We start from the raw sequence: 21722 nt of genomic DNA, 5'->3' as shown, positions 1-21722 counted from the left end.
GCAAGTGGCAAATACTGCGGGGCTCAAAACCAGGCCGGTTATTCCTTCGATTGGCCTTGGCGTTCGCACGATTTCCTGGCTTGCCTAATGCAAGAGATCAGCGCGAGAAGTGCCATCAGGCCCAATCCTATAGGTGCAGCAACCAGGATGACTGGCTGTGCTCCGATACTGATCAAGTCATAGCGCTGAAGCATGGCAACAGGAACTGTCATCAAGGCCGCCAGCATCAAAGGCTTTGCAGGGCTGTGTTGCCTTCTTATGGCGCACCAGAACGCATAAAAAATTGCACCGTACTGGATGTGCTGAGCAATGACAGGCAGGGAAAAGGATGGCCCCGACAACAAGAGCTGCATCGAGGCCCTGCCTGTTGTCAGCAGCATCACCACTGCAACCAATGCGGCGATAGTGATACAGAACGCGGCGAGTATAGGAAGACTGTGAGGGCGGGTCGGGGGCGCCGTAGGATGGCTGACGGAATAGGGGTCGATCATGAGTCAAACTTTGAAAAATTATGATTCATTGCAGAGGGACGGATTGGCGATCCGCCCTTCAGGGTTACTGCGTATCAAGCGCTGATTGCGTTACCGTTAGTGCACTGGCGCGGCGTAGTGCTCGCCCACCCAACGCTCGAACTGCTGGCACATGGCCGCTTCGGACTCGGTGCTGTCGGCCAGTACCTCGGCGCCATGCACGATGCGGATATGGGCCTCGAGATTGTCGGGGTAGTCCTGGGGGTACTGACGTTCTGCCGCGGCGGCCATGGTGGCCTGGGCCTGAGTCCAGGCTTCCGCAACTGTCATATTGCAGTCATCCGCAAGATAGCGTGCCGAGAAGCCCTCGCCGGTGAGGCTGAGCAGGGTGGCGTTGTGGTTGATGCTGTTGCCCGGCACCCAGTAGTGCTGGGTCAGCAGGGGGCCGATGGCAGGGTTGTCGGTCAGGTAGCCGTAGCGGTTCAGGAAGTAGGCGCGTGTCTGGTAGACCGCCATATTGGCCAGCAGGTAGCCGTGATAGGCTGCGGCAGACTCCTGGTTGAGCAGATGGGGGATGGCCAGCAGCGGGCGAGGGCCTTCCACGCCCAGAATGCGTTGTTCTGTGCTGCGGGCCAGTGCCAGCACGGTGTCTGCAGTCAGGCTGGCATCGTCTAACTGGTATAGCGCCGATTCGAAGTATGAAACCACAGCGATACTGCGCTCACTGAAGGCGCGGAAGGGCTGATTGCATTCGATGCGGGCGTGGATCAGGGCATCTGGCATGGCTTCGCCCGCTGCATTGCGGGCATAGCGCTTGAGCCAGTCTGCGTCATCCAGCAGGCTGTCGCAGAACATGGACTGGGTTTCGGCATAGGCCATGGAAGTGGGGGCGAACTCCTGCGAGAAGCAGGGGGAATTCTGTGCCACATTGGCAAAGTGCGCCGCGTGGCCGCCTTCATGGAACAAGGTGTTGAGTGCGCGCCAGCCGCTACCTACCTGGTCGGGCTTGGCCTCGGCGGTAAAGTTGATCTGGCCGGCCACCCACTGTCCCTGCTCGTTGTAATAAGTGGGGATGGGGCCATGGCAAAAACCATTCTGGTACTTGCCCTTGCGATCCAGCAGATCCAGCTGCAGGGTGGCGCCACGGTAGCGTATGCCGAGCCGGCGGAAGCTCTCCACCCAGCGCAGCAGGCCACGGCCGAAGGGCAAGTAGGGATCCATCTGCCTGACGACATCGCCGCTCATGTGAAAGCGCAGGTTCCATGGGGCGAGGGCGGTTTCACCCTTGGCCGCCTTCAGTTCGACCAGCGCGCGCGCATTGGCGTCTTCGGTGCGGGCTACAAAGTCGTCCAGTATGTTGAACAGGGTCTCGCTGGACATCTGTTCGTTCTTGCGGACCTTGTAGTCGAAGTAGTTGCGGTAGCCCAGTGCCTGGGCAAAGCGATTGCGCAACTTGACGATGTCGAGAAAGCCGTTGGCCAATACCCATTCTTCCAGGCCCCGGAAAGCGGCAAACGAAGACTGGCGGCGCGCTTCGACCGGGTTGAGCGACATATTGGTCGCCAGCGAGGACAGGGTGGCTTCTTCTTCCATGCCCTGTTCGTTGATGTGCTTGAGCACCAGCGCCTTGCGCCGGCTGAACAGAGTGGATTCAGCTTCCACCAATTGCTGCATCAGTTCCCGCGCCTGGTCGTTGTCGACGATATTGCTCTCGAACAGGGCAACCCAGCCTTGGAGCCCATGCAGCAGGGCGTCGCGCGCTGCGCTTGCCGGTGCCTGCCCGACGGCGGCTAGGTGCTGGCGGGTGGCGAGCAGCCTGGCAGGGTCGGAGATAAACGACTTGTAGGCCATTTCAGCCTGGGCGAAACCGGCGTGATCATCGCTGGTGGCCATATAGGTCGTCCAGAACAGGTCTTCCTTTGTCTTGTGGACGTTCAGGTAGTCGCGGTTCAGTTGATCAAAGAATTTACGGGCGTTTTCCACTGCTGGGATCTCGGTCTGGTGTAGAGGGGGCTACCTTGTGGGTAAGAGCCTGTTCAAAGCAAGGATAGCCTCATTCCACGGCGTAGACACGTAGCGCGAACTCAATCGGCATCCAGCAGTAGCCCAGCCGCACCCAGCCGTTGTTTGACTGTTGCAAAATCCTCCGCGTACTCCCAGTACATCATCCGCCCGAATGCGCCGGTGACCAGCAGATAGCGTTCGGTAATCGACTGGATGCGCTCGATGCGTATGAGTTTTTCGGCAAACTCGGCGGCTGCGGCATGCTCGACGATTTCCTGCTGCTGGCTATCGTAGCCATGTACCAGCATGGCAGCACGTACCTTGAGATGGATGAAGGTCATGATGTCTGTCCGGTGGTGGGGTGCAGTTCGACGATGGCTTCTATCTCCACGGCCGCGCCGCGTGGCAGGCTCGCGACGCCTACGGTGGTCCGGGCGTGTTGGCCGGCCTCGCCGAACAGGGCGACCATCAGGGCCGAGGCGCTGTTGCCGACCTGACTGTGCTGCGTGAAATCGGCTGTGGCAGCAACAAAGATCGTGAGCTTGACGATGCGGCTGACCCTTTCCAGCCGGCCCTGTAAAGCCTGATCCAGCTGTTGCAGTACATTGAGGGCGCTCAGTTCGGCAGCCTGCTGGCCCTCGGCCAGATTGAACTGTTCGCCCAGGCGGCCCAAAAAGCGGGCATCACCCCATTTGGGCAGTTGGCCGGAGACAAACAGCAGGTTGCCGCTCTGTACAGCAGATACATAGTGCTCGGATGAGGGATGGGTGGGCGGCGGTGGGTTCAGGCCCAGCACGGCCAGGCGTTGTGCAAGGTTGGGCATGGTGGTGTTCCTGTGTGAATGACAGGCGCCATGCTAGGTGTGGCGTGGTAGGCAGACAAACGCGTAGTTTGCGGCTTATGTATCTATCTGGCTCATGCGTTGCGTCGTCTGCTGTGCCTCTGCCAGCAGCCAGTCGCAGAACACGGTTAATGCAGGTGATCGCTTGCCGTGGGTGAGCAACCAATAGGCGATCTCGCCGCGTGCCACGATGTCGGGCATCAACGGCACCAGTTGGCCGCTGGCCAGAATATCGGCCAGCATGGCTAGGCGGCCCATGGCAATGCCCTGGCTGTTGAGCGTGGCCTGCAGCACGATGTTGTAGTCGGTCAGCATATGCAGCGGGCCATGCAGCATAGTGCCGGTCAAGCTGGCCCAGCTGTCCCACTCTGATGGCGGACGGGTGCGAGAGGTCAGCCTGGGGCAGGGCGCGAGGTCTGCCGGATGAAGCACCGTTGGCAGAGTGGCGCGGTAGGCAGGGCTGCAGACGGGCGTCAGCTGTTCCCTCAGCAGCAGTTGCACTTCGCTGCCGGGCCAGTCTCCTTGGCCATAGCGTATGGCTAGATCGACGCCGCCTGGGCCTACCTCGGCTTTCACCAGGGCCGGGTCGAGCATAATTTCTATATCAGGATGTGCTGCCTGAAAGCGTGGCAGGCGTGGCACCAGCCAATGGGCTGCAAATGAGGGCAGCAGGCTGACGCGCAGCTGGCATCGCTGGGTTTCCCGCGCGGCTCGGGATCCGGCGGCCAGCAGATCCAGGGCCTGGCTGGCATGGGCCAGCAGCACCGTGCCTGCCGGTGTCAGGGCGATGGCGCGGGTGCGCCGTACAAACAATGGTGTACCCAGCTCGTCCTCAAGCTGCCTGATATGGTGGCTGATGGCACTCTGGCTGACCGACAATTCAAGGGCTGCCAGGCTGAAGCTGAGGTGGCGGCCGGCGGACTCGAAGGCACGTAGGCCATGCAAAGAGGGAAGTTGGCGCTTGGGCATGCCGTCATTGTGGCGGTAGAGGCATGTGTGGGCAAAGCTTGGTGCTGGCAAGCCATGGCTGCAAAAATGGCTGTGGGTTCAGGTACGGGGCGACCTTGGTGGATCATGGGCTTTCAAGCAGCAGCGCCAATTCGCAGGCAGGCTGCGGTGTATCGGCGCTTGCTGCATTTCAGTTCACGCTTTCTGCGCTCTGTCCCATGCATCTGTATTTCACGCAGCTGGGGTTCGATAGTACTGGCTATCTTGACCCCTGCGGGAGTGCATCATGACCCTGGAAGCATCCGTTACGGTACCTGTCGAGCAGCACCTGGCCTTGGGGCGGCGGGCGGACACGCTGTCGCGGCGTGCCCTGGATTGGTCTGTACGTGCCTGTTACGGCACTGTGCTGCTGGGGCAGTTGCTGTTTGTGGCCTATCTGCTGCTGTTCTATGTGGGGAATGCCCTGCGGGGACAGTTCGAAGTCTGGAATAAGGTGGTGCCCCGTGGCTATGTGCCTGGCGACACCTTGTCGAATGTGATGATGGGCTTGCATGTGATGCTGGCGGCCGTGGTGATTGCCGGTGGATTGCTGCAGCTGCTGCCCTGGCTGCGGCGCCGTTTGCCAGCCTTGCACCGCTGGAATGGTCGCATCTATGTCCTGGCGGCATTGGTGGTTGCGGGGGCGGGGCTCTACCTGATCTGGGTGCAGGGCAGGGCCGGTGCGCTCCCCTTGCATCTGGGATTGACACTCAATGCCTGCCTGATCTTGTTCTTTGCCGCCCAGGCTTGGCGCGAGGGGTGGCGACGCAATATCGAGGCTCATCGGCGCTGGGCATTGCGCTTGTTCATGGTGGTGAGCGGGGTTTGGTTCTTCAGGGTGGCACTGATGTTCTGGGTGATAGCCAGTGGTGGCCCGGTTGGTTTCGACCCGGAAACGGGCACCGGGCCGACTCTCGATGTACTGGCTTTTGCCAACTACCTCCTGCCCTTGGCCGTGCTGGAGGCGGTTTTCTACGCGCAGTCCCGCGCCAAAGCCAGAGGGCGCTGGGTGGTTGCTGGGCTGTTGGCTGTGATGAGTTTGGCCATGCTGGTGGGTATTGCCGTCGCGGCCATGGCCATGTGGCTACCCTGGATGCGCTGAAGCGGTCAGTGGCGGTGGCGCAGGCGTGGAAAAGCAAAAAGCCCAGTCTTGCGACTGGGCTTTTGCATTGTTGGCGGAGTGGACGGGACTCGAACCCGCGACCCCCGGCGTGACAGGCCGGTATTCTAACCAACTGAACTACCACTCCTATGTATCAAGCCTTGTGGCTATCAACACTGACTTGGTGGGCGATACTGGGATCGAACCAGTGACCCCTGCCGTGTGAAGGCAGTGCTCTACCCCTGAGCTAACCGCCCGAAATCTGTTGTTCCCGATTTCGGAAAGGCGCGCATTGAATCACGCCTGATCAAACCGCGTCAAGTCTTTCGCTGTTTGACCGGGTTACTGCGAAACTGCCTTGCAATAACCCTGAATAAGTTGGCGGAGTGGACGGGACTCGAACCCGCGACCCCCGGCGTGACAGGCCGGTATTCTAACCAACTGAACTACCACTCCTAAACTACGACTGCTGTTCTGCTGCTGTCTCGTTGCGGGCTGTGCCGTGCAGCGAGGGGGCGGATTAAAGCACGGTGATTCGGGGTGTGTCAACACTCCTGCAACAAGATGACGCTGCGATGGCGGCTGGCCGGGCTTGCTGATATAAATGCCGGCTCCCGCACGCTGTATATAGTGCGCAACCTGTTTCAGAACCGTTTCCAGCCTGCCCGGATGATTGTCTCTCTACCCGCTACGCCTTGGTTCTACCGCTGTATCAATGCGGCCCTGCTGCTGGTCGTGGCCTGGCTATTGGCTGGCCTGATCTGGCTGGTGCTTTCGCCCCGTCCTTTGCCGCCTGTGGCGGCGCCCGCCACAGTTGTTGCGCAGGCGCCCACGCTGGATACATCGGCCTTGAATGGCCTGTTTGCCGGCCCCAGCAACAATACCGGCGATATTCAGCCTTCCACCCTCAATATGAAGTTGCGCGGTGTGATTGCAAATGCCGATCCGGCTGCTGCGGTGTTCGAGCGTCCTGGCATGCCCGCACTGGCTGTGCGGCTGGGTGATGAGCTGGAAGGCGGCATACGCTTGAAGGAAGTGTTCACCGACCATGTGGTGCTGGATAACCGTGGCCGGCTGGAACGCATGGATCTGGACGCCAAGCCGGCGGCCAGCGGCGTGTTGCCTGCCGATGCGCCACCGCCACAGATGGACGGCAACCTTATTTCTGAAGCGCCGCCCATGCGTGCGCTGCCGCCCAATGGCGAAATCCGTGGCGGCGATGAGCGCATCCTGAGCCGTCAGGCCTTGATGTCTGGCATGCAGAGCCTGAACGTGGCCGACTGGGCCCGTGGCCTGGCCGATGCCCCTAACGGTAATGGTATCGCTGTGGAAGATGCCGCAGCACAGCCACTGGCCGGCCCATTGGGCCTGCAGAGCGGCGATGTAATACAGGCGGTAAATGGCGCACCGCTTAATCGTACTGGCGACATCTCGGCGCTTTATGGCGCTTTTAGTCGCGCCCCCAATATCACCGTCGACATCCTGCGCAATGGCACCCATATGAGCCTGCGCTTCCGTATCGAGAGCCTCCCCTCCTCATGAAGAAAATCAAGACAGTTGCCCTCGCCCTAATGCTGGCTACGCAAGTCATGGCGGCCGATGACAGGGTGATGCTCAATTTCGTGAATTCGGATATCGAATCGACCGTGAAGGCTGTTGGCCTGATCACGGGCAAGAACTTCGTGCTGGACCCACGGGTGAAGGGCACCGTGAATATCGTTTCCTCCAGCCCGGTGCGGCAGAAGGAAGTCTACGAGATACTGCTCTCGGCCCTGCGTCTGCAAGGCTTTGCCGTGGTTGAGACCCCTGGTGCAGTTCGCATCGTGCCTGAGGCCGATGCCAAGCAGAACTATGGCATCACCATCAACCAGAAGATGAATGTGAGCGGTGACCGCATCATCACCCAGATTTATCCGCTCAAGCATGAATCTGCTGCCCAGCTGGTACCCATACTGCGGCCCTTAGTGACACCCAATAACTCGATTGCCGCCTATACCGCGTCCAACGTGCTGGTGATTACCGACTACGCCGATAACATCAAGCGCCTGAATCAGATTATCGCCAATATCGACCAGCCTGCCGGTAATGACCTGGTCACCCTGCAGCTTAAGTACGCATCAGCGCTGGATGTGGCGCAGATGATAGGCCGCTTGATGCCGGAGACCAGTGTGGCGGGCGTGGCTGCGGTTGCGATACCCGGCGCGCAGCTCGAAGGTGTGAAGAAAACCACGGTGGTGGCGGATACACGCGCCAACGCCCTGATCGTGCGTGGCGATAATCCGGCTCACCTGGCGCAGATCAAGCGCATTGTCGATGGCCTGGATGTGCAGAGCGCCGCCGGTGGCAATATCCATGTGGTGTACCTGAAGAATGCCAATGCCACCAAGCTGGCCGCGACGCTCAAGGCCATCCTGACTGGCGGCGATGTGCCGCAGCAGGCACCGAGCGGTTTTACCAGTGTTGCCAGCGGCGGGTCGGCTACCGGTGTGCCCAGCGCGGCACCTCAGGCCAGTACGGGTGGGGGGGCGGCCAGTGGTGGTGGACAGGTTTCGCCGGGGGTGGCCATACAGGCTGACCCCACCACCAATGCGCTGATCGTGACTGCGCCCGACAACATCTTCAATAACATCCGTGCGGTGATCGACAAGCTCGATGCGCGCCGTGCGCAGGTCTATGTCGAGGCCATGATTGCCGAAGTCTCGGTGACCAAAGCGGGCGAATTCGGTGTGCAATGGCTGGTCGGTGGTGGTGGCAGCAAGGTCAACGCCATAGGCCTGGGCAATCTGGGTACCGACAAGGCATCGAATACCCTGGGTGCCATCGCTACCGCCGTTGGCAGCAAGACTGGCTACGCCAATTTGCCGCTGGGCCTGTCGTTGGGCCTGGTCAATGGCAGCCTGGATGGCACCGGCAAAACACCGACCCTTGGCATGATCGCCACGGCGATCGAGGCCAATGGCGACGGCAATGTGCTGTCCATGCCCAATCTGCTGACGCTGGACAACGAAGAAGCCAAGATACTGGTGGGCCAGAATATCCCCATCATTACCGGGACGCAGTCCTCCACCGGCGCCAATCAAAACCCGTTCACCACGGTGGAACGCAAGGATGTGGGTATACAGCTGAAGATACGGCCACAGGTATCCGAGGGCGGGGCCATTACCCTGGAAGTCTCGCAGGAGGTCTCCAGTATCGATGACGGTATTTCGACCTCCGGCACCGGTTTTGTGACCAAGAAGCGCACGATAGACTCCAAGGTGCTAGTGGATGATGGCCAGGTGATCGTGCTGGGTGGGCTGATAGAGAACAACCTGAAGCAGAAGAACAACAAAGTGCCGCTGCTGGGGGATATCCCGCTGCTGGGCAGTTTGTTCCGCTACGAGGGCCGCGAAAGCAAGCGGACCAACCTGATGGTGTTCCTGCGTCCCGTCATTTTGCGTGACGGCAAGAGTGCCGCTGCACTCAGCAATGACCGCTACCAGATGCTGCAAGAGGCACAAGGTGCCTATCAGCAGGACAGCCGTCTGATGTTGCCCGACCTGCCTACGGTATCGCTGCCGGTGCTGGATGTGCGGCAGCCCAAGCCAACCGCCGCTGAGCCTGCCCAGCCATGAACTACCGCCGCCTGGCCAACTATGGCTTTGCCCGTAACCGTGGTGTGGTAGACATTGCCGAGCACGAAGGCATGGTCGAGGTATTGATGCGCGAAGGCGCCGATACCAGCGGCCTGATGGAATTGCGACGCCTGCTGGGCCGTGCCGTGAAAGTGGAGATGCTGGACAGCGGCGCATTCGATGCCAAGCTGGCGCAGCTGTTTTCGCGTCAGGACAGCCACTCGGCGGATGTGGCCGAGGATGTCGCTGCCGATCTGGACCTGAGCCGTCTGGCGCAGGATCTCCCGGCCATCGAAGACCTGCTGGAAACCGAAGACGACGCCCCCATCATTCGTCTGATCAATGCCTTGCTGACTGAGGCCTTGCGCGAAGGGGCGTCCGATATTCATATCGAACCGTTCGAGACCCGTTCGGTGGTGCGCTTCCGAATCGATGGCAAGCTCAAGGATGTGATCGAGCCCAAGCGTCAGCTGCATGCTGCCATCGTCTCCCGTATCAAGGTGATGGCCAATCTCGATATATCCGAGAAGCGTCTGCCTCAGGATGGCCGCATTACCTTACGGATTGCAGGTCGGCCGGTGGATGTGCGGGTATCGACCCTGCCGACCGGCCACGGTGAGCGGGCTGTGCTGCGTTTGCTGGATAAGTCGGCTGGCCGGCTTGACCTGGAAAAGCTGGGTATGGCCGGGCGTACGCTGGATATCATGCACAAGTTGATTGCCGAACCACACGGCATTGTGTTGGTGACCGGCCCTACTGGTTCGGGCAAGACCACCACGCTGTATGCCGCACTGGCGGCGATGGATGCATCTTCCACCAATATCATGACGGTGGAGGACCCGATCGAGTATGACCTGGACGGTGTAGGCCAGACCCAGGTAAATGCCCGTATCGAGATGAGTTTCTCCCGCGCCCTGCGTGCCATTCTGCGGCAGGACCCGGACGTGATCATGATAGGCGAAATCCGTGACCTGGAAACCGCGCAGATTGCCGTACAGGCCTCGCTGACCGGCCACCTGGTGCTGGCTACCATCCACACCAACGATGCACCCGGCGCGGTGACCCGTATGGTGGATATGGGTATCGAACCCTTCCTGCTGGCTTCGTCGCTGATCGGGGTACTGGCACAGCGCCTGTACCGGCAACTGTGCCCATCCTGCAAACAGCCCTATACGCCTGACGACGCCGAGATGGCTGTGCTGGGTATCACCACGCCACAAGCGCTGTACCACGCTGTCGGTTGCGAGCATTGCAACTACCTGGGCTACAAAGGCCGTGCCGGGGTGTACGAGCTGTTGACGGTGGACGATGAGATACGCCACTTGATACATGATGGCGCCAGCGAAGCCCGTATACGCGAGCACGCCAGTACCCTGGGTATGAGCAGCCTGAGACTGGACGGGATTACCCATGTGCTGGCCGGCAAGACTACGCTGGAGGAAGTGCTGCGGGTGACGCGGGAAGGGTAAGCCTCAAGCAAACGCCGCCTGTAGATCCTGCCAGATGGCGCTGATCCGTATTCCCTCGTTTACCACCAGCTGCCCAGCGCCTGCTGAATCAACCGGTACCGCGGCATGGTGCAGGGCGACCAGTTGCCATTCGTCATTGAAAACAGGGGCGCCTGATGAGCCCGGTGCGGTATCGGTGGTGTAGTGCAACCACTGGTCGAACACATCGACCACCGCGTTTTCTCGAATACTGATGGTCTGCGGGCGGCCACCGGCGTGCTGTACGATATTGACGTGTTCGCCGATCAGCGCCTTGCCACTGGCGGCAAGCAGGGGCAGGTAGCCATAGTCGGCTGTGGTGCGGGTAGCGCTTTCTCCCTCAACCCCTACCAGGGTGAAATCCAGGGTTTCGCTAGTATAGAAAAAGAAGTCAGGCCGTAGCCTGAACGACTGCCATTCGGTACTGGCGGCCTGCGGAGCGCCCTCGAAGAAACCCAGTTCTATCGCGGCATTGCTGGCGACGGCGCTGGAATCCAGTACATGGTTATTGGTCATTACCAGATGGCTGCCTACCAGGGCACCTGTTCCGTATCGCTCACCGCTACCGGGCATGCTGACCACGATGCGGCCAACGGCACGAGCTGCGGTCTCGCCTTGCGCAAGAAATCGCCGCGGTAGCATATCGTCTGAGCCGATGATGGCTTCGAACAGCTTTCTGCTGGCATTGTTGTCCACACCCAGGCCGGGTGCCAGATCGTAGCGTTCCAACAGACGGGCACGCTCCTGTTGGCGTGGAATGGATTCGATGAAACTAGGGTCAGGCTCACCCCCAGACAGCAATTCGCTCAGTCCCCATAGGCGGCTTTGGCGCACCTGTTTCCGGGCCACGCAGCGCATCGTGGCACCCAATGCTGCGGTTTCGTAGTCCATGATCTAATACCTCGGTTCGCCGTAGGGCTGGCGGTGGTTGGGCAACTGACGGTAGGGCGACAGCTGGGCGGCAAGGGGTGGGCATCAGTCCACCTCGGCCGGCGCGGCCAGCGTGGCGGAGATGGAGCCTGAGCTCGAGTAGGTGGCATGCCAGGCGGCTTTTTGAATCAGCAGCCAATCGCCGGGTTTGAGCAGCACGAAAATGAAGTCATCCGGCACGGTGAGCCTGGTGCCGTCGTAGTCCACCCAGTTACGAGCTGGGTCGGCGACGCAATTGCGGTGCGGGTTCGCAATGGCAGGTGTTTTGGACACCATCCACAATTTACGGCCCACCAACTGGACGATGACGACGGTACGCGTGTCAAAGTGGGTGGGTGACCCGGTACCGGGCTGTGAGACATAGGCGTTGACGCGATCTACCGTGAAGGCTGGCAGTCCGGCTGGTTTTAGTAGGGTGGTCAGTTCGGGCACCACGGATTCAAGGTTCATGTAGCAACGGGTACCTTGAAGCCCCAGCCCTGGGTTGCCATCGGGCAGCAATAGCTCCTGATGCTCGCCATGCTGCGATGAAAGCAGGATTTTGCAGGGGCTGGCACTCAGTCCCTGGTGCATGGCCTCATCCACCTTTGGGCTCAGCACCTTGGGATCGGTACCGGTAAGGGCGCCCAGTGAGACGCAAGCATTCAGCTCGGTATCGGCGGCGGAGTCCACGTCACGACCCCTCCACGCCGATGGGGTTTTCTGCTCTGGGCCGGGCATGGATGGCAATGTCCGGCTCCAGCTGGCCTACGCCGGTAACGGATAGTACCGGTTCCTTAGCGGGGTTCAGGCCCAGCATCTCCTCGAAGATCTCGTCCCTGAGTGCTGCCGTGGTGAAAGCACCCAGGCCGAGCCAGGTCGCGGTCAGGAAGGCCGATTGTCCGGTATAGCCCACTTCATACATGACGGCGCGCGCCACCCGGGAGTAATCGTATTTCCAGGCTGTTCTGGGGAGGAAGGCGGTGCAAAGGAAGATCACGCTGGCCTCTGCGACCCAGGCCTGATCGCCGCAGGCCTCGATGATCCAGCTGGCGGGGTTGTCCTGCGATAGCACTTCCAGGCCATGCCGCCGTACCGAGTAGTGGTAGCAGCCCGGCGGAACGCCCTCCACATTAAGAACGATGGGGTAGACCTCGATGGGATGTAGGGAGCCACCGCTGGGGGAGGTCTTGCGGACGAACACATCGCCGAGCGGGTTGGGTTCGAAGTCAGTCATACCCCAGCTGAAGTACAGCAGGGTGGAAAGCTCAACTTCGGAAATCGGTGCGGATGCGTATCGCCTTGCCGTGCGTCGCTTGAGCATCACGCTGGTAAACGAAGCCGTACCCTCGCTCTCATCCCGGCGTGGTGCCGGTAGTGGCTGGAAGGGGGCATCTACCCGCTCATAGAAGGCAGAGGGCTGGCGGTAAAGTACGGCTTTCTGCGCCAACGCCTCATAGAATTCGGCAGGAACCGCATAGATGGTGTCCCGCCGTGTCCGCGTGTCATTGATGTAGCGCATCGCCGCTTTCCAGCCACCGCCGGGCTCGGCCAAGCGGGCGGCACTCCAGTCCACCTTTTGTGTCATCAGTACGCCGATGTCCAGCAACCCGTTCATGATGTCGAGCAAGGCGGACATGCGCTCTGCCTCATCCTCCAAGCCGAAGTCGAATTGCAGTAGGTCTTGCAGGTGGGTCCAGTGGATCAATTGGTTCAATACAGGCTCGGCTCGCTTGGTGTATCGCCTGTAGGCACCGGTCCTGGCGTTGCTCACCACGATATGGTCACCGTCCATGGCAACGACGAATTCATCGGAGAAGCGCAAGTCAGTGGGTTCGGCCTGCCATACCGCAGGGCTGGCTGGCGTTTCGGATAAGTCTGCTTGTTCTGGCATCTTGGCCTCCAGCGTATAAGCGTGTCATGTGCTTGTGAGTGGAAGGCGTTTACCGGCAGTGCTGCGGGATACAGACCATGCCAGCGGACTACGCACTGCCATCAAAACGGTGCACTGCCCGACAAGGACGGCAGGGAGCGACGGCCATATTCCGCATGAGCGTCGCTCCCAAACCCCTGCAGGGATGGAAGGAACCTAGCCCGTCAAGCCGGCCAGGCAATCGTTATTGCACCTTGCGATACACACCAAAAACCTGCTCCCGCAGTGCTGCCATGTCGTTGCCCAGCGCCTGGACCAGCAACTTGCCCTGCTCGGTCAGCTGTTCTTCTGATGCCAGCATGGGCAGGGCCAGCATGCAGCCCAGCAGTATCAGCATCGAACGCTGATGGCACTCCTGGACGCTAGTGGGGTCCTCCAGCCCCCGTCGCCAGTAATACTTCGCCAGCAAGGCATAGATGTAGAAGGCGTGCAGAAAGCCGAACAAGTCGCGTTGGGAGCCTGACCAGGGCAAAACGTAATTGGCCTCCAACGGCGTGTCCGGCTTGGTCAGTGGCGTGAGTTCGGCAAGCCGATACAGCACCTGATGGCCTGTTTCGTGCACCACGGACTCTTCGATATCCAGGACCGATTCATCCATGTTGCCGAGATACACCACGCCGGAGTAGCGTGCTGCCGAGCAACTTCGGAACGATGCATCGGGGAAGTAGCCGATGATCTTGACCAAATCCAGCACCTGCTCCTTGAGTTCTGGCCAGGCACGTCCTATCTGCTCCAGCGCTATGCCCAGCAAGTCTGCCTGCATGCCCAGCGGGTGCCCGGCAGCCAGTTCGTCTTGGCTGCTTTGAGAGAAGTCATAGGTGGGCGGGGTGGCTGCCTTGATATAGGGATCGATATCGTATTGCTGTAGGCGGATGCTGCTGCCGCGCACATATCGTTCTCCTTGCCCACTCACTTGTTGCTGCACCCTTAGTAGCAGGCCAGGCAGGTTCTCGCAGTGCTGCAGCACCTCCTGATCTCGGCCGTTTGCCGCGGCCCGGTGCAGGAAGCGCAGCCAGGTGGCAAATACCGGGTCATCGAAGATGCTGGCAGCGAAGGCGGTGTCTTCCTGCAGTTTTTCCATCAATTCGCGATCAACTGTCGGTAGCCCTGCCGAACGGCAGATACGTTCGCACTCGCCCAAGGTTTCCAGGCTCAATGCGATGCGCTGCTTGAAGTGCTCTTCCCGCATCGCGGCGAACGCTGCCCGACTCGCATCGGGCTGAAAAGTGGATTGCCAAACCGGCATGTTTTCTGTGCTCATGGCGAAACCCTCACGATGAGAATCGGGTGTTGGCGAAGTCTGCTACTGCTGCTTGCCCAGGATCGCCGCCAGGTTTTTGAGGCTGTCCATGCCACCCTGTTGCTGTTGCTGGTCAAGTAACGCCGCAAGATCCTGTAGCTTACGCAGACCCCCTTGCTGCTGCTGCTGATCGAGGATGGCGGCCAGGTCCTGCAGTTTGCCCATGCCCTTCTGCTGTTGCTGTTGGTCGAGCAAGGCCGCGAGATCCTGTAGCTTGCGGGAGCCTTGCTGTTGTTGCTGATCGAGGATGGCGGCCAGGTCCTGCAGCTTGCCCAGGCCTTTCTGCTGTTGCTGTTGATCGAGCAGGGCGGCGAGATCCTGCAGCTTGCGGGAGCCTTGTTGTTGTTGCTGATCGAGGATGGCGGCCAGGTCCTGCAGCTTGCCCAGGCCTTTCTGCTGTTGCTGTTGATCGAGCAGGGCGGCGAGATCCTGCAGCTTGCGGGTGCCTTGTTGCTGCTGTTGATCGAGGATGGCGGCCAGGTCTTGCAGCTTGCCCAGGCCTTTCTGCTGTTGCTGCTGGTCGAGCAGGGCGGCGAGATCCTGTAGCTTGCGGGTGCCTTGTTGCTGCTGTTGATCGAGGATGGCGGCAAGGTCCTCCAGCTTTCGTGCGCCCTGTTGTTGTTGCTGGTCGAGTATTGCTGCGAGGTCTTGCAGCTTGCGCATGCCACCTTGTTGCTGCTGCTGATCCAGGATGGCGGCCAGGTCCTGCAACTTGCGCATGCCGCCTTGCTGTTGTTGCTGATCGAGAATGGCGGCCAGATCCTGTAGCTTGCGGGAGCCCTGCTGTTGCTGTTGGTCTAGTATGGCGGCGAGATCCTGTAGCTTGCCTAGTCCCTTCTGTTGTTGCTGTTGATCAAGCAAGGCGGCCAGGTCTTGCAATTTGCGTGATCCCTGTTGCTGCTGCTGATCGAGGATGGCAGCAAGGTCTTTCAGTCTGCCCAGACCTTTCTGCTGTTGTTGCTGATCAAGCAATGCCGCCAGATCTTGGAGCTTGCGTGTGCCTTGTTGCTGTTGCTGATCGAGTATGGCGGCCAGGTCTTCCAGCTTGCGCGTACCGCCTTGTTGCTGTTGTTGGTCAAGGATGGCAGCGAGATCCTGTAGCTTGCGCATGCCACCTTGCTGTTGTTGTTGGTCGAGGATGGCAGCGAGATCCTGTAGCTTGCGCATGCCGCCTTGCTGCTGCTGTTGATCGAGGATGGCGGCGAGATCCTGCAGTTTGCGCATGCCACCTTGCTGCTGCTGTTGATCGAGGATGGCGGCGAGATCCTGTAGTTTGCCTATACCCTTTTGCTGCTGTTGCTGATCAAGCAAAGCCGCCAAGTCTTGCAGCTTGCGGGAACCCTGTTGCTGCTGCTGGTCGAGTATGGCGGCCAGGTCCTGTAGTTTGCGTGAGCCCTGTTGCTGTTGTTGATCGAGGATGGCGGCAAGATCCTGTAACTTGCGCATACCTCCTTGCTGTTGCTGCTGATCAAGGATGGCGGCCAAGTCCTGTAGCTTCTGTGCGCCGCCGGGCTGAGATGAGGCGGTCAAGGCCTCAAGAACTTCGAGCAATTTCTGCATTTCATCCTCCCGATTGGGGTGGTTCAGAGATAAAAGCAGTTCCTAGAGCCGCGCGTGTGCTGCCTGCGACTCATGCTGCTTTGCTGTTGTGCCCGTCAATGCATGCTCCCTGATGTCGCCTTGTTGTCGTTTGATGGCGTCGACACGAAGGTGTCGCCCAAAAAACTCGGCGATGCTGATCAGCTTGTCATCAGGTAATGATGTGAGGACTGCTAGGTCGTCCTCTGACAAAGGGAGTCCGATAGACTCGGCGGCGGTGCGCGGCGACTGCAGAAAAAGCTCGGCATATGGACGGTCCAGCAATACCCGAACCAGCACCTGAATCGTGGCGCTTGCATCCATTGCGCATCCTCCTAATGCCACAGTCTCTTGACTGTACGGCTGACGCGCTGTGCAAGGGAACGAAGCATACTGCCCGCTTCATGTCTTGCATGCGCGATCAGGGCCGAACCAACTTGTCTCTGCTGTGGATGCCTCAGACTAGCAACCTCTTGCCGCTGACGCATCATCCATACTGATGAAGGGGTGGCGGTTTCCTGACTTAGGGTCGGAAAACGCACCGGCAGACAGCTTGCTGGAGCATGGGGTTGGCGCTGAATCAGTGCGAGGATGAGCGGTGTATGTTCGCTATGTGACTGATATGTAAGGGGTGGATGAACCAGTGCGGGCTGCCGGAAATGTGGCGATTTCAATCGTTGGTACTATTTACTCCCGCAATTGGCGCAAGATGCCTGCCGCGATGGCCTCCAGCGGTAACACTTCGTCCACTGCACCTGCGCGTACCGCTTCCTTGGGCATGCCAAACACCACGCAACTGTCTTCATCCTGTGCCAGGTTGTAGGCCCCTGCCTGCTTCATTGCCAGCATACCCTGGGCGCCGTCGGCACCCATGCCGGTGAGGATGACGCCCACGGTACGCTTGGCGCTCAGTTGGGCGATGGAATGAAACAGCACATCTACCGCCGGTCTATGCCGGTTGACCCGCTCGGTGGCCAGCAGTCTACAGCAGAGATGGCCGGTTTCACGTTCCAATGCAAGGTGGTAGTCACCTGGCGCGATATAGACATGGCCGGGGCGCAGGCGCTCGCCATGTTCCGCTTCCTTGATGGTGAGGGCGCAGATACCGTTGAGGCGGTTGGCGAATGGCTGGGTAAAGGCGGGGGGCATATGCTGCACCACGACGATGGGTGGCATCTCGGCTGGCAAGCCCAAAAGCACGGTCTGCAAGGCTTGGGTACCACCGGTAGAGGCGCCGATGGCGACTAGCCGGGTGTGCATGATATTGCTGCTGACGCCAGCGATGGCAGGCGCGGGCTTGGCCACGGAAAGGTTTGTGGCCCTGGGCTGGCGCAAGCTTAGGCGTGCGCCGGCCGCCATGCGGAGCTTTTCGACTATCTCTTCGCCAGCCTCGCGCAGGCCCCGCTGCAGGTCGCGCGGTTTGGCCACGCAATCGACGGCACCCAGCTCCATGGCACGCAAAGCGGTGTCAGAGCCGGCACCGGTTAGTGTGGAGATCATGATGACCGGTGTGGGTTTGAGCCGCATCAGTTTGTCGAGGAAATCCAGCCCGTTCATCCTGGGCATTTCGATATCGAGGGTGATGGCGTCGGGTGAGAGTGTGCGGATCAGCTCGCGTGCAGCCAGCGGGTCTGGTGCCGCGCCGACGACCTCCATATCGGGCTCGGCATTGATGATGCTGGTCAGCAGCTTGCGCATGAGCGGGGAGTCATCCACCACAACCACGCGTAATGTTTTTTTCATCGCTGCTTCTCCGGTGCATGGGGCACAAACAACTCCACCGAGCCTTCGATATTGTCGCGTTGCAAATGGGCTCGGTAATCCAGCTCACGCTGAAGGATGGTGTCGTTGTGCAGCACGGTAATTCGCTTCACCCGAACCTTGCCACTGTCGCTGAAGAAATAGACTTTGCGTGGCTGCTGTCCCAGCAGATCTTCCGCCACGATAGGTATACCTTCGTCATGTAGGTAGTGCTGGATGAATGCGGCATTGCGCTTGCCTATGTTGATGGCACCCATGCCATGCAATACATCGCCGCCGCCAAACACCTTGGCTTCCACATAGCGCCGTTCTGCCCCTAGTTTGAGCATGTCATTCAATAGGGCTTCCATGGCGTAAGCGCCGTAGCGGGTGGGTAGGCCTATTAGCGGGTGGGCGGTATCGCCACGGCCATCGGGTAGCATGAAGTGGTTGAGGCCGGCAATGCCGTTGATGCGGTCACGCAGACAGACGGCAATGCAGGAACCCAATACGGTGACCAGTAAGGTTCCACGGCCAGTGGCGTAGTACTCGCCCGGTAATATCTTGGCGGCCTCGCGTTCAAAGTGTTTGTCGTAATAGCGATTGGGGGCCGCTTTTTCTTGCCTGCGCTCGTTCATGGCCGCGGCCCTTTGGCACGGTAGGCCGTCTTGCCCACTGTCTCCAGTATCAGTCCACTGCCTTGGGGATTTTCCGAGTGACCCAGAAACAATACGCCCTGGGGTTTGAGCTGGCTGACCAGCCTGGCGGTCAGGGTGTACTGGTCTTCGCGCTTGAAGTAGATCAGCACGTTGCGACAGAAGATGAAGTCAAATTGTCCGGAGATGGGCCAGCGGGAGTCCAGCAGGTTGCAGGGCATGAAGCTGACCATGCGCATGAGGTCGGCACAGACTCTGGCGTAGCCGTGGCGCTTGCCGGTTCCGCGCTGGAAAAACTGCCGTATCCGCTCCTGCGGCATCTTTGTGACTCGCTCTATCGAATAAATACCCTGCTCGGCATGGGCCAATGCACGGATGTCGATGTCGCTTGCGACGATTTCCACAGGAGTATCGAAGCGGCCGTAGACCTCGGCGACGGTCATGGCGATGGTATAGGGCTCTTCACCGGTAGATGCTGCTGCGCACCATATGCGACTGGGTTCACGACCTCGCGTATGTAGTAGATCGCTTAGCATTTCGAAATGATGGGGTTCGCGGTAGAACGCTGTCAGATGGGTGGTGAGTGCGCTGGTAAAGTCTTCCCATTCGGGGTGGGTGGCGTCCTCGCACAGGAGGGTAAGGTAGGAATTGATGCTGGATAGGCCTAGCGCTCGTACGCGCTTGGAAAGGCGGTTGTAGACCATGTGCTGTTTGCACTCGGCCAGTACCAAACCTGCCCGCTCACGTATCATCTCACGGGCCAACTGGAAGTCGCTCCCGGTGTAGGCGAAGTCGCGTTGGGCATGGAGCAAGCGGGGTGAGCCGGGCGCATTACCCTTCATTGCGGCTCCCCACTTGTGTCATGCCGTTCTGGCTGGACAATCAGAACTCCGACCAATCCTCGTCGTCCTGCTTTCCCGCTGCCACCGGTTGGGCTGCCTTGGCGACGGCGGGGTGAGCCGATTTGGCGATTGGTTTGTGACCCACAGCCTTGTTTGCTGGACGGTTGGCAACATGGCGTGGGGCAGGGCTGCTGCGTACGCTGCGTACATCGTCCAGCTTGAAGCGGTTGACGGCTTCCATCAGCAGGCGCGCCTGGTCTTGCAGCGAGCCGGCGGCGGCGGCGGCTTCTTCCACTAGCGCGGCGTTCTGCTGGGTCACTTCGTCCATTTGAGTCACGGCCGTGTTGACCTGCTCGATGCCGGAACTCTGCTCGGCCGAGGCATTGGAGATGTCCCCCATGATGCCGGTAACCTTGCGTATGCTGCCAACCACTTCTTCCATGGTAATGCCGGCGCGATCCACCTGGGCGGTACCCACGGTCACGCGCTCCACCGAGTCGCCGATCAAGGATTTGATCTCTTTGGCTGCGGCTGCCGAGCGCTGCGCCAGGCTGCGCACCTCGCCTGCCACAACGGCAAAGCCACGGCCCTGCTCGCCTGCGCGGGCGGCCTCGACTGCGGCATTCAGGGCCAGGATATTGGTCTGGAAGGCAATGCCGTCGATGACGCCGATGATGTCCACGATCTTCTTGGACGATTCATTGATCTCGGCCATGGTGGTGACCACTTGGCCCACGGCCTCGCCACCCTTTTGGGCAATCCCGCTGGCGCCTTCGGCCAGGCGGTTGGCTTCTCGGGCATTCTCGGCATTCTGTTTTACGGTGGAGGTCAGTTCCTCCATGCTGGCGGCAGTTTCTTCCAGGCTGGCGGCTTGCTCCTCGGTACGCTGGGAAAGGTCGATATTGCCAGCGGCAATCTCCTGCGAGGCCGTATTGATGGTCTCCACGCTGGTGCGAATATCCCCCACGATCTGCAGCAGACCGTCATTCATGGCACGTAGCGCCTTGATCAACTGACCGGTTTCGTCGTTGCGATCGGTTTCTATCTTCTGGGTCAGGTCACCGGCGGCCACACCCTCGGCCAATGCCACAGCCTGGCGTATGGGCTGCACTACCGAGCCAGTAATCATCCAACCTGCCACGATGCCTATCAGCAATGCAATGACGGCCACGGCGATCATCAGGTTGCGGGCGAACAGGTAGTTGGCGTAGGCCTCGTCGTATTTTTCCGCTGCTGCTGCCATCTGGAACTCGATGAACTCGGAGACGGCAGCTTCCAATTTATCCTGTGCCGCTTTGAGTGGACCATGCAGCATGACCGTGGCTTCGGCATTCTTGTTTTCACCGCCTAGGCGCAAGACTTCCTTCTCTATCGGTTCGGTTTGCGTGCTGAGCTCATGCAGCCTGACCAGGCGTTTTTTTCCGCCCTCGGAGAAGGTCAGCTCATCTAGCTTCTTTATGGTGGCATTGAAGTCGGAGACCGATTTGGCGTACACCGCCCGGCTCTGTGTCATGCCGGCCTCATCGGTATAGAGAATGACGTCTCGCATGGCGATGGTGCTGGCATTGACGGCAGCAATCAGATCATTGGCAAGCTTGACCACCACCGCTCGGCGATTGGCCATATCGTCCAGGTCGTTGGCAAGATTGCTCATGCGGTTGATGCTGATGGCAACAACGGCGATCAGCAGAATCAATATCAAGCCAAAGCCAAAGCCAAGCCGCAAACCTATTTTCCAGTTCTTCATTTTCCCCACTCCCTTAGCTAACGATTTCTTGCTTAAGCCGCGCTGGCTGCTGCATCCGCTACTAATTCCATCTCTCGCCCAGTCATCAGTTTTTCGATATCGACCAGGATCAGCATGTGCTCGTCCATGGGGGCCAGCCCCACGATGTAGGCGGTGTCTACCGCAGCACCAAAATCCGGGGTGGCCTGCACGATGTTGTCAGTCAGGGCAACCACATCCGAGACCCCGTCGACCACGGCGCCCACTACCCGACCCGCCAAGTTGAGGATGATGACCACGGTAAATTCGCCATAGCTGGGCTCGCCGATGGCGAACTTCACCCGCAGGTCGGTGATCGGTACGATGGCGCCACGCAGGTTGATCACACCCAGGATGAAAGGGGGCGCGTTCGCAATGCGGGTGGGGGGCTCAAAGCCGCGTATCTCCTGCACCTTGAGGATATCGATGGCGTATTCCTCTTCCCCCAGGGTGAAAACCAGGTGTTCACGGCTGTTGCTGTTGTGTTCCATGCC

20 protein-coding genes, 3 tRNA genes and 1 pseudogene are annotated in these 21722 nt (G+C 59.8%); 4 read left to right on the top strand and 20 right to left on the bottom strand.

Translation table 11 applies throughout. The annotated features are described in order from the left end of the window. Positions 1–38: 38 nt before the first annotated feature. The 5 genes from QQK16_RS16195 to QQK16_RS16175 all read right to left on the bottom strand — a co-directional run bounded on the left by QQK16_RS16195 (position 39) and on the right by QQK16_RS16175 (position 4284). Positions 39–491, bottom strand: coding sequence for a hypothetical protein (locus tag QQK16_RS16195; RefSeq protein WP_284197515.1), 453 nt, complete (start codon positions 489–491; stop codon positions 39–41). 96 nt (positions 492–587) lie between these two features. Beyond that, the gene (locus QQK16_RS16190; protein WP_284197514.1) at positions 588–2453 is read right to left on the bottom strand and encodes a M3 family metallopeptidase; all 1866 of its coding nucleotides are present in this window, start codon (positions 2451–2453) and stop codon (positions 588–590) included. A gap of 101 nt (positions 2454–2554) precedes the next feature. Further along, entirely contained in the window at positions 2555–2815 is a 261-nt protein-coding gene (locus QQK16_RS16185) for a hypothetical protein (RefSeq protein WP_284197513.1), read from the bottom strand. Beyond that, positions 2812–3297: a RidA family protein gene (locus tag QQK16_RS16180; RefSeq protein WP_284197512.1), complete on the bottom strand. Its 486-nt coding sequence runs from the start codon at positions 3295–3297 to the stop codon at positions 2812–2814. Before QQK16_RS16180 ends, QQK16_RS16185 begins: the two co-directional genes overlap by 4 nt. A gap of 75 nt (positions 3298–3372) precedes the next feature. After that, positions 3373–4284, bottom strand: coding sequence for a LysR substrate-binding domain-containing protein (locus QQK16_RS16175; RefSeq protein WP_284197511.1), 912 nt, complete (start codon positions 4282–4284; stop codon positions 3373–3375). Between the two features lie 265 nt (positions 4285–4549). Here QQK16_RS16175 and QQK16_RS16170 point away from each other — a divergent pair, with 265 nt between their 5' ends. Further along, complete coding sequence (locus QQK16_RS16170; protein WP_284197510.1) at positions 4550–5404, top strand: DUF2306 domain-containing protein; 855 nt, start codon at positions 4550–4552, stop codon at positions 5402–5404. A 71-nt stretch (positions 5405–5475) separates the two neighbouring features. Here the strand turns inward: QQK16_RS16170 and QQK16_RS16165 are convergent. From QQK16_RS16165 to QQK16_RS16155, 3 genes are all read right to left on the bottom strand, one after another. Further along, a tRNA-Asp gene (locus tag QQK16_RS16165) sits at positions 5476–5552 on the bottom strand. Between the two features lie 34 nt (positions 5553–5586). Further along, positions 5587–5661 (bottom strand) — tRNA-Val (locus tag QQK16_RS16160). A 122-nt stretch (positions 5662–5783) separates the two neighbouring features. Next, a tRNA-Asp gene (locus QQK16_RS16155) sits at positions 5784–5860 on the bottom strand. Positions 5861–6034: 174 nt separating this feature from the next. Here QQK16_RS16155 and QQK16_RS16150 point away from each other — a divergent pair. Genes QQK16_RS16150 through gspE form a run of 3 tightly spaced genes read left to right on the top strand, consistent with a single transcriptional unit; the run spans position 6035 to position 10487 of the window. Continuing rightward, complete coding sequence (locus QQK16_RS16150) at positions 6035–6946, top strand: type II secretion system protein N (RefSeq protein WP_284197509.1); 912 nt, start codon at positions 6035–6037, stop codon at positions 6944–6946. Further along, positions 6943–9018 (top strand): type II secretion system secretin GspD, encoded by a 2076-nt coding sequence (gene gspD / locus QQK16_RS16145; RefSeq protein WP_284197508.1) that lies wholly within the window; start codon positions 6943–6945, stop codon positions 9016–9018. The genes QQK16_RS16150 and gspD overlap by 4 nt, the downstream gene beginning before the upstream one ends. Further along, a complete protein-coding gene (gene gspE / locus QQK16_RS16140; protein ID WP_284197507.1) occupies positions 9015–10487 on the top strand; it encodes a type II secretion system ATPase GspE in 1473 nt (490 codons plus the stop codon). Before gspD ends, gspE begins: the two co-directional genes overlap by 4 nt. A gap of 3 nt (positions 10488–10490) precedes the next feature. Here gspE and QQK16_RS16135 read toward each other — a convergent pair whose 3' ends face one another. The 12 genes and pseudogenes from QQK16_RS16135 to QQK16_RS16085 form a co-directional block, all read right to left on the bottom strand. After that, complete coding sequence (locus QQK16_RS16135) at positions 10491–11396, bottom strand: trypsin-like serine peptidase (RefSeq protein WP_284197506.1); 906 nt, start codon at positions 11394–11396, stop codon at positions 10491–10493. An 84-nt stretch (positions 11397–11480) separates the two neighbouring features. Next, positions 11481–12107: a JmjC domain-containing protein gene (locus QQK16_RS16130; RefSeq protein WP_284197505.1), complete on the bottom strand. Its 627-nt coding sequence runs from the start codon at positions 12105–12107 to the stop codon at positions 11481–11483. Between the two features lies 1 nt (position 12108). After that, positions 12109–13308: a SagB family peptide dehydrogenase gene (locus QQK16_RS16125; protein WP_284197504.1), complete on the bottom strand. Its 1200-nt coding sequence runs from the start codon at positions 13306–13308 to the stop codon at positions 12109–12111. Positions 13309–13531: 223 nt separating this feature from the next. Continuing rightward, a complete protein-coding gene (locus QQK16_RS16120) occupies positions 13532–14608 on the bottom strand; it encodes an aKG-HExxH-type peptide beta-hydroxylase (RefSeq protein WP_284197503.1) in 1077 nt (358 codons plus the stop codon). A gap of 42 nt (positions 14609–14650) precedes the next feature. Continuing rightward, on the bottom strand, positions 14651–16207 hold the full coding sequence (locus QQK16_RS16115) for a hypothetical protein (protein WP_284197502.1): 1557 nt from the start codon (positions 16205–16207) through the stop codon (positions 14651–14653). Between the two features lie 42 nt (positions 16208–16249). Next, positions 16250–16549, bottom strand: a complete 300-nt coding sequence (locus tag QQK16_RS16110) for a hypothetical protein (RefSeq protein ID WP_284197501.1) — start codon at positions 16547–16549, stop codon at positions 16250–16252. Between the two features lie 363 nt (positions 16550–16912). Continuing rightward, positions 16913–17968, bottom strand: coding sequence for a protein-glutamate methylesterase/protein-glutamine glutaminase (locus tag QQK16_RS16105; RefSeq protein WP_284197500.1), 1056 nt, complete (start codon positions 17966–17968; stop codon positions 16913–16915). Beyond that, entirely contained in the window at positions 17965–18603 is a 639-nt protein-coding gene (gene cheD, locus QQK16_RS16100) for a chemoreceptor glutamine deamidase CheD (protein ID WP_284197499.1), read from the bottom strand. Before cheD ends, QQK16_RS16105 begins: the two co-directional genes overlap by 4 nt. Then, on the bottom strand, positions 18600–19463 hold the full coding sequence (locus tag QQK16_RS16095; RefSeq protein WP_284197498.1) for a CheR family methyltransferase: 864 nt from the start codon (positions 19461–19463) through the stop codon (positions 18600–18602). The genes cheD and QQK16_RS16095 overlap by 4 nt, the downstream gene beginning before the upstream one ends. 40 nt (positions 19464–19503) lie before the next feature. After that, on the bottom strand, positions 19504–20643 hold the full coding sequence (locus tag QQK16_RS16090) for a methyl-accepting chemotaxis protein (protein WP_439954243.1): 1140 nt from the start codon (positions 20641–20643) through the stop codon (positions 19504–19506). Between the two features lie 30 nt (positions 20644–20673). Next, positions 20674–21210 (bottom strand): annotated as a pseudogene (locus tag QQK16_RS21575) (MCP four helix bundle domain-containing protein); the annotation flags it as partial. A gap of 32 nt (positions 21211–21242) precedes the next feature. Further along, the gene (locus QQK16_RS16085) at positions 21243–21719 is read right to left on the bottom strand and encodes a chemotaxis protein CheW (protein ID WP_284197496.1); all 477 of its coding nucleotides are present in this window, start codon (positions 21717–21719) and stop codon (positions 21243–21245) included. Between the last annotated feature and the right edge of the window lie 3 nt (positions 21720–21722).

The sequence above is a fragment of the Chitinimonas prasina genome, assembly GCF_030160395.1.
GTDB classification, from domain to species: domain Bacteria; phylum Pseudomonadota; class Gammaproteobacteria; order Burkholderiales; family Chitinimonadaceae; genus Chitinimonas; species Chitinimonas prasina.
Note: the sequence above shows the minus strand (reverse complement) of the source record. Positions and strands in the feature narration are given on the sequence as shown.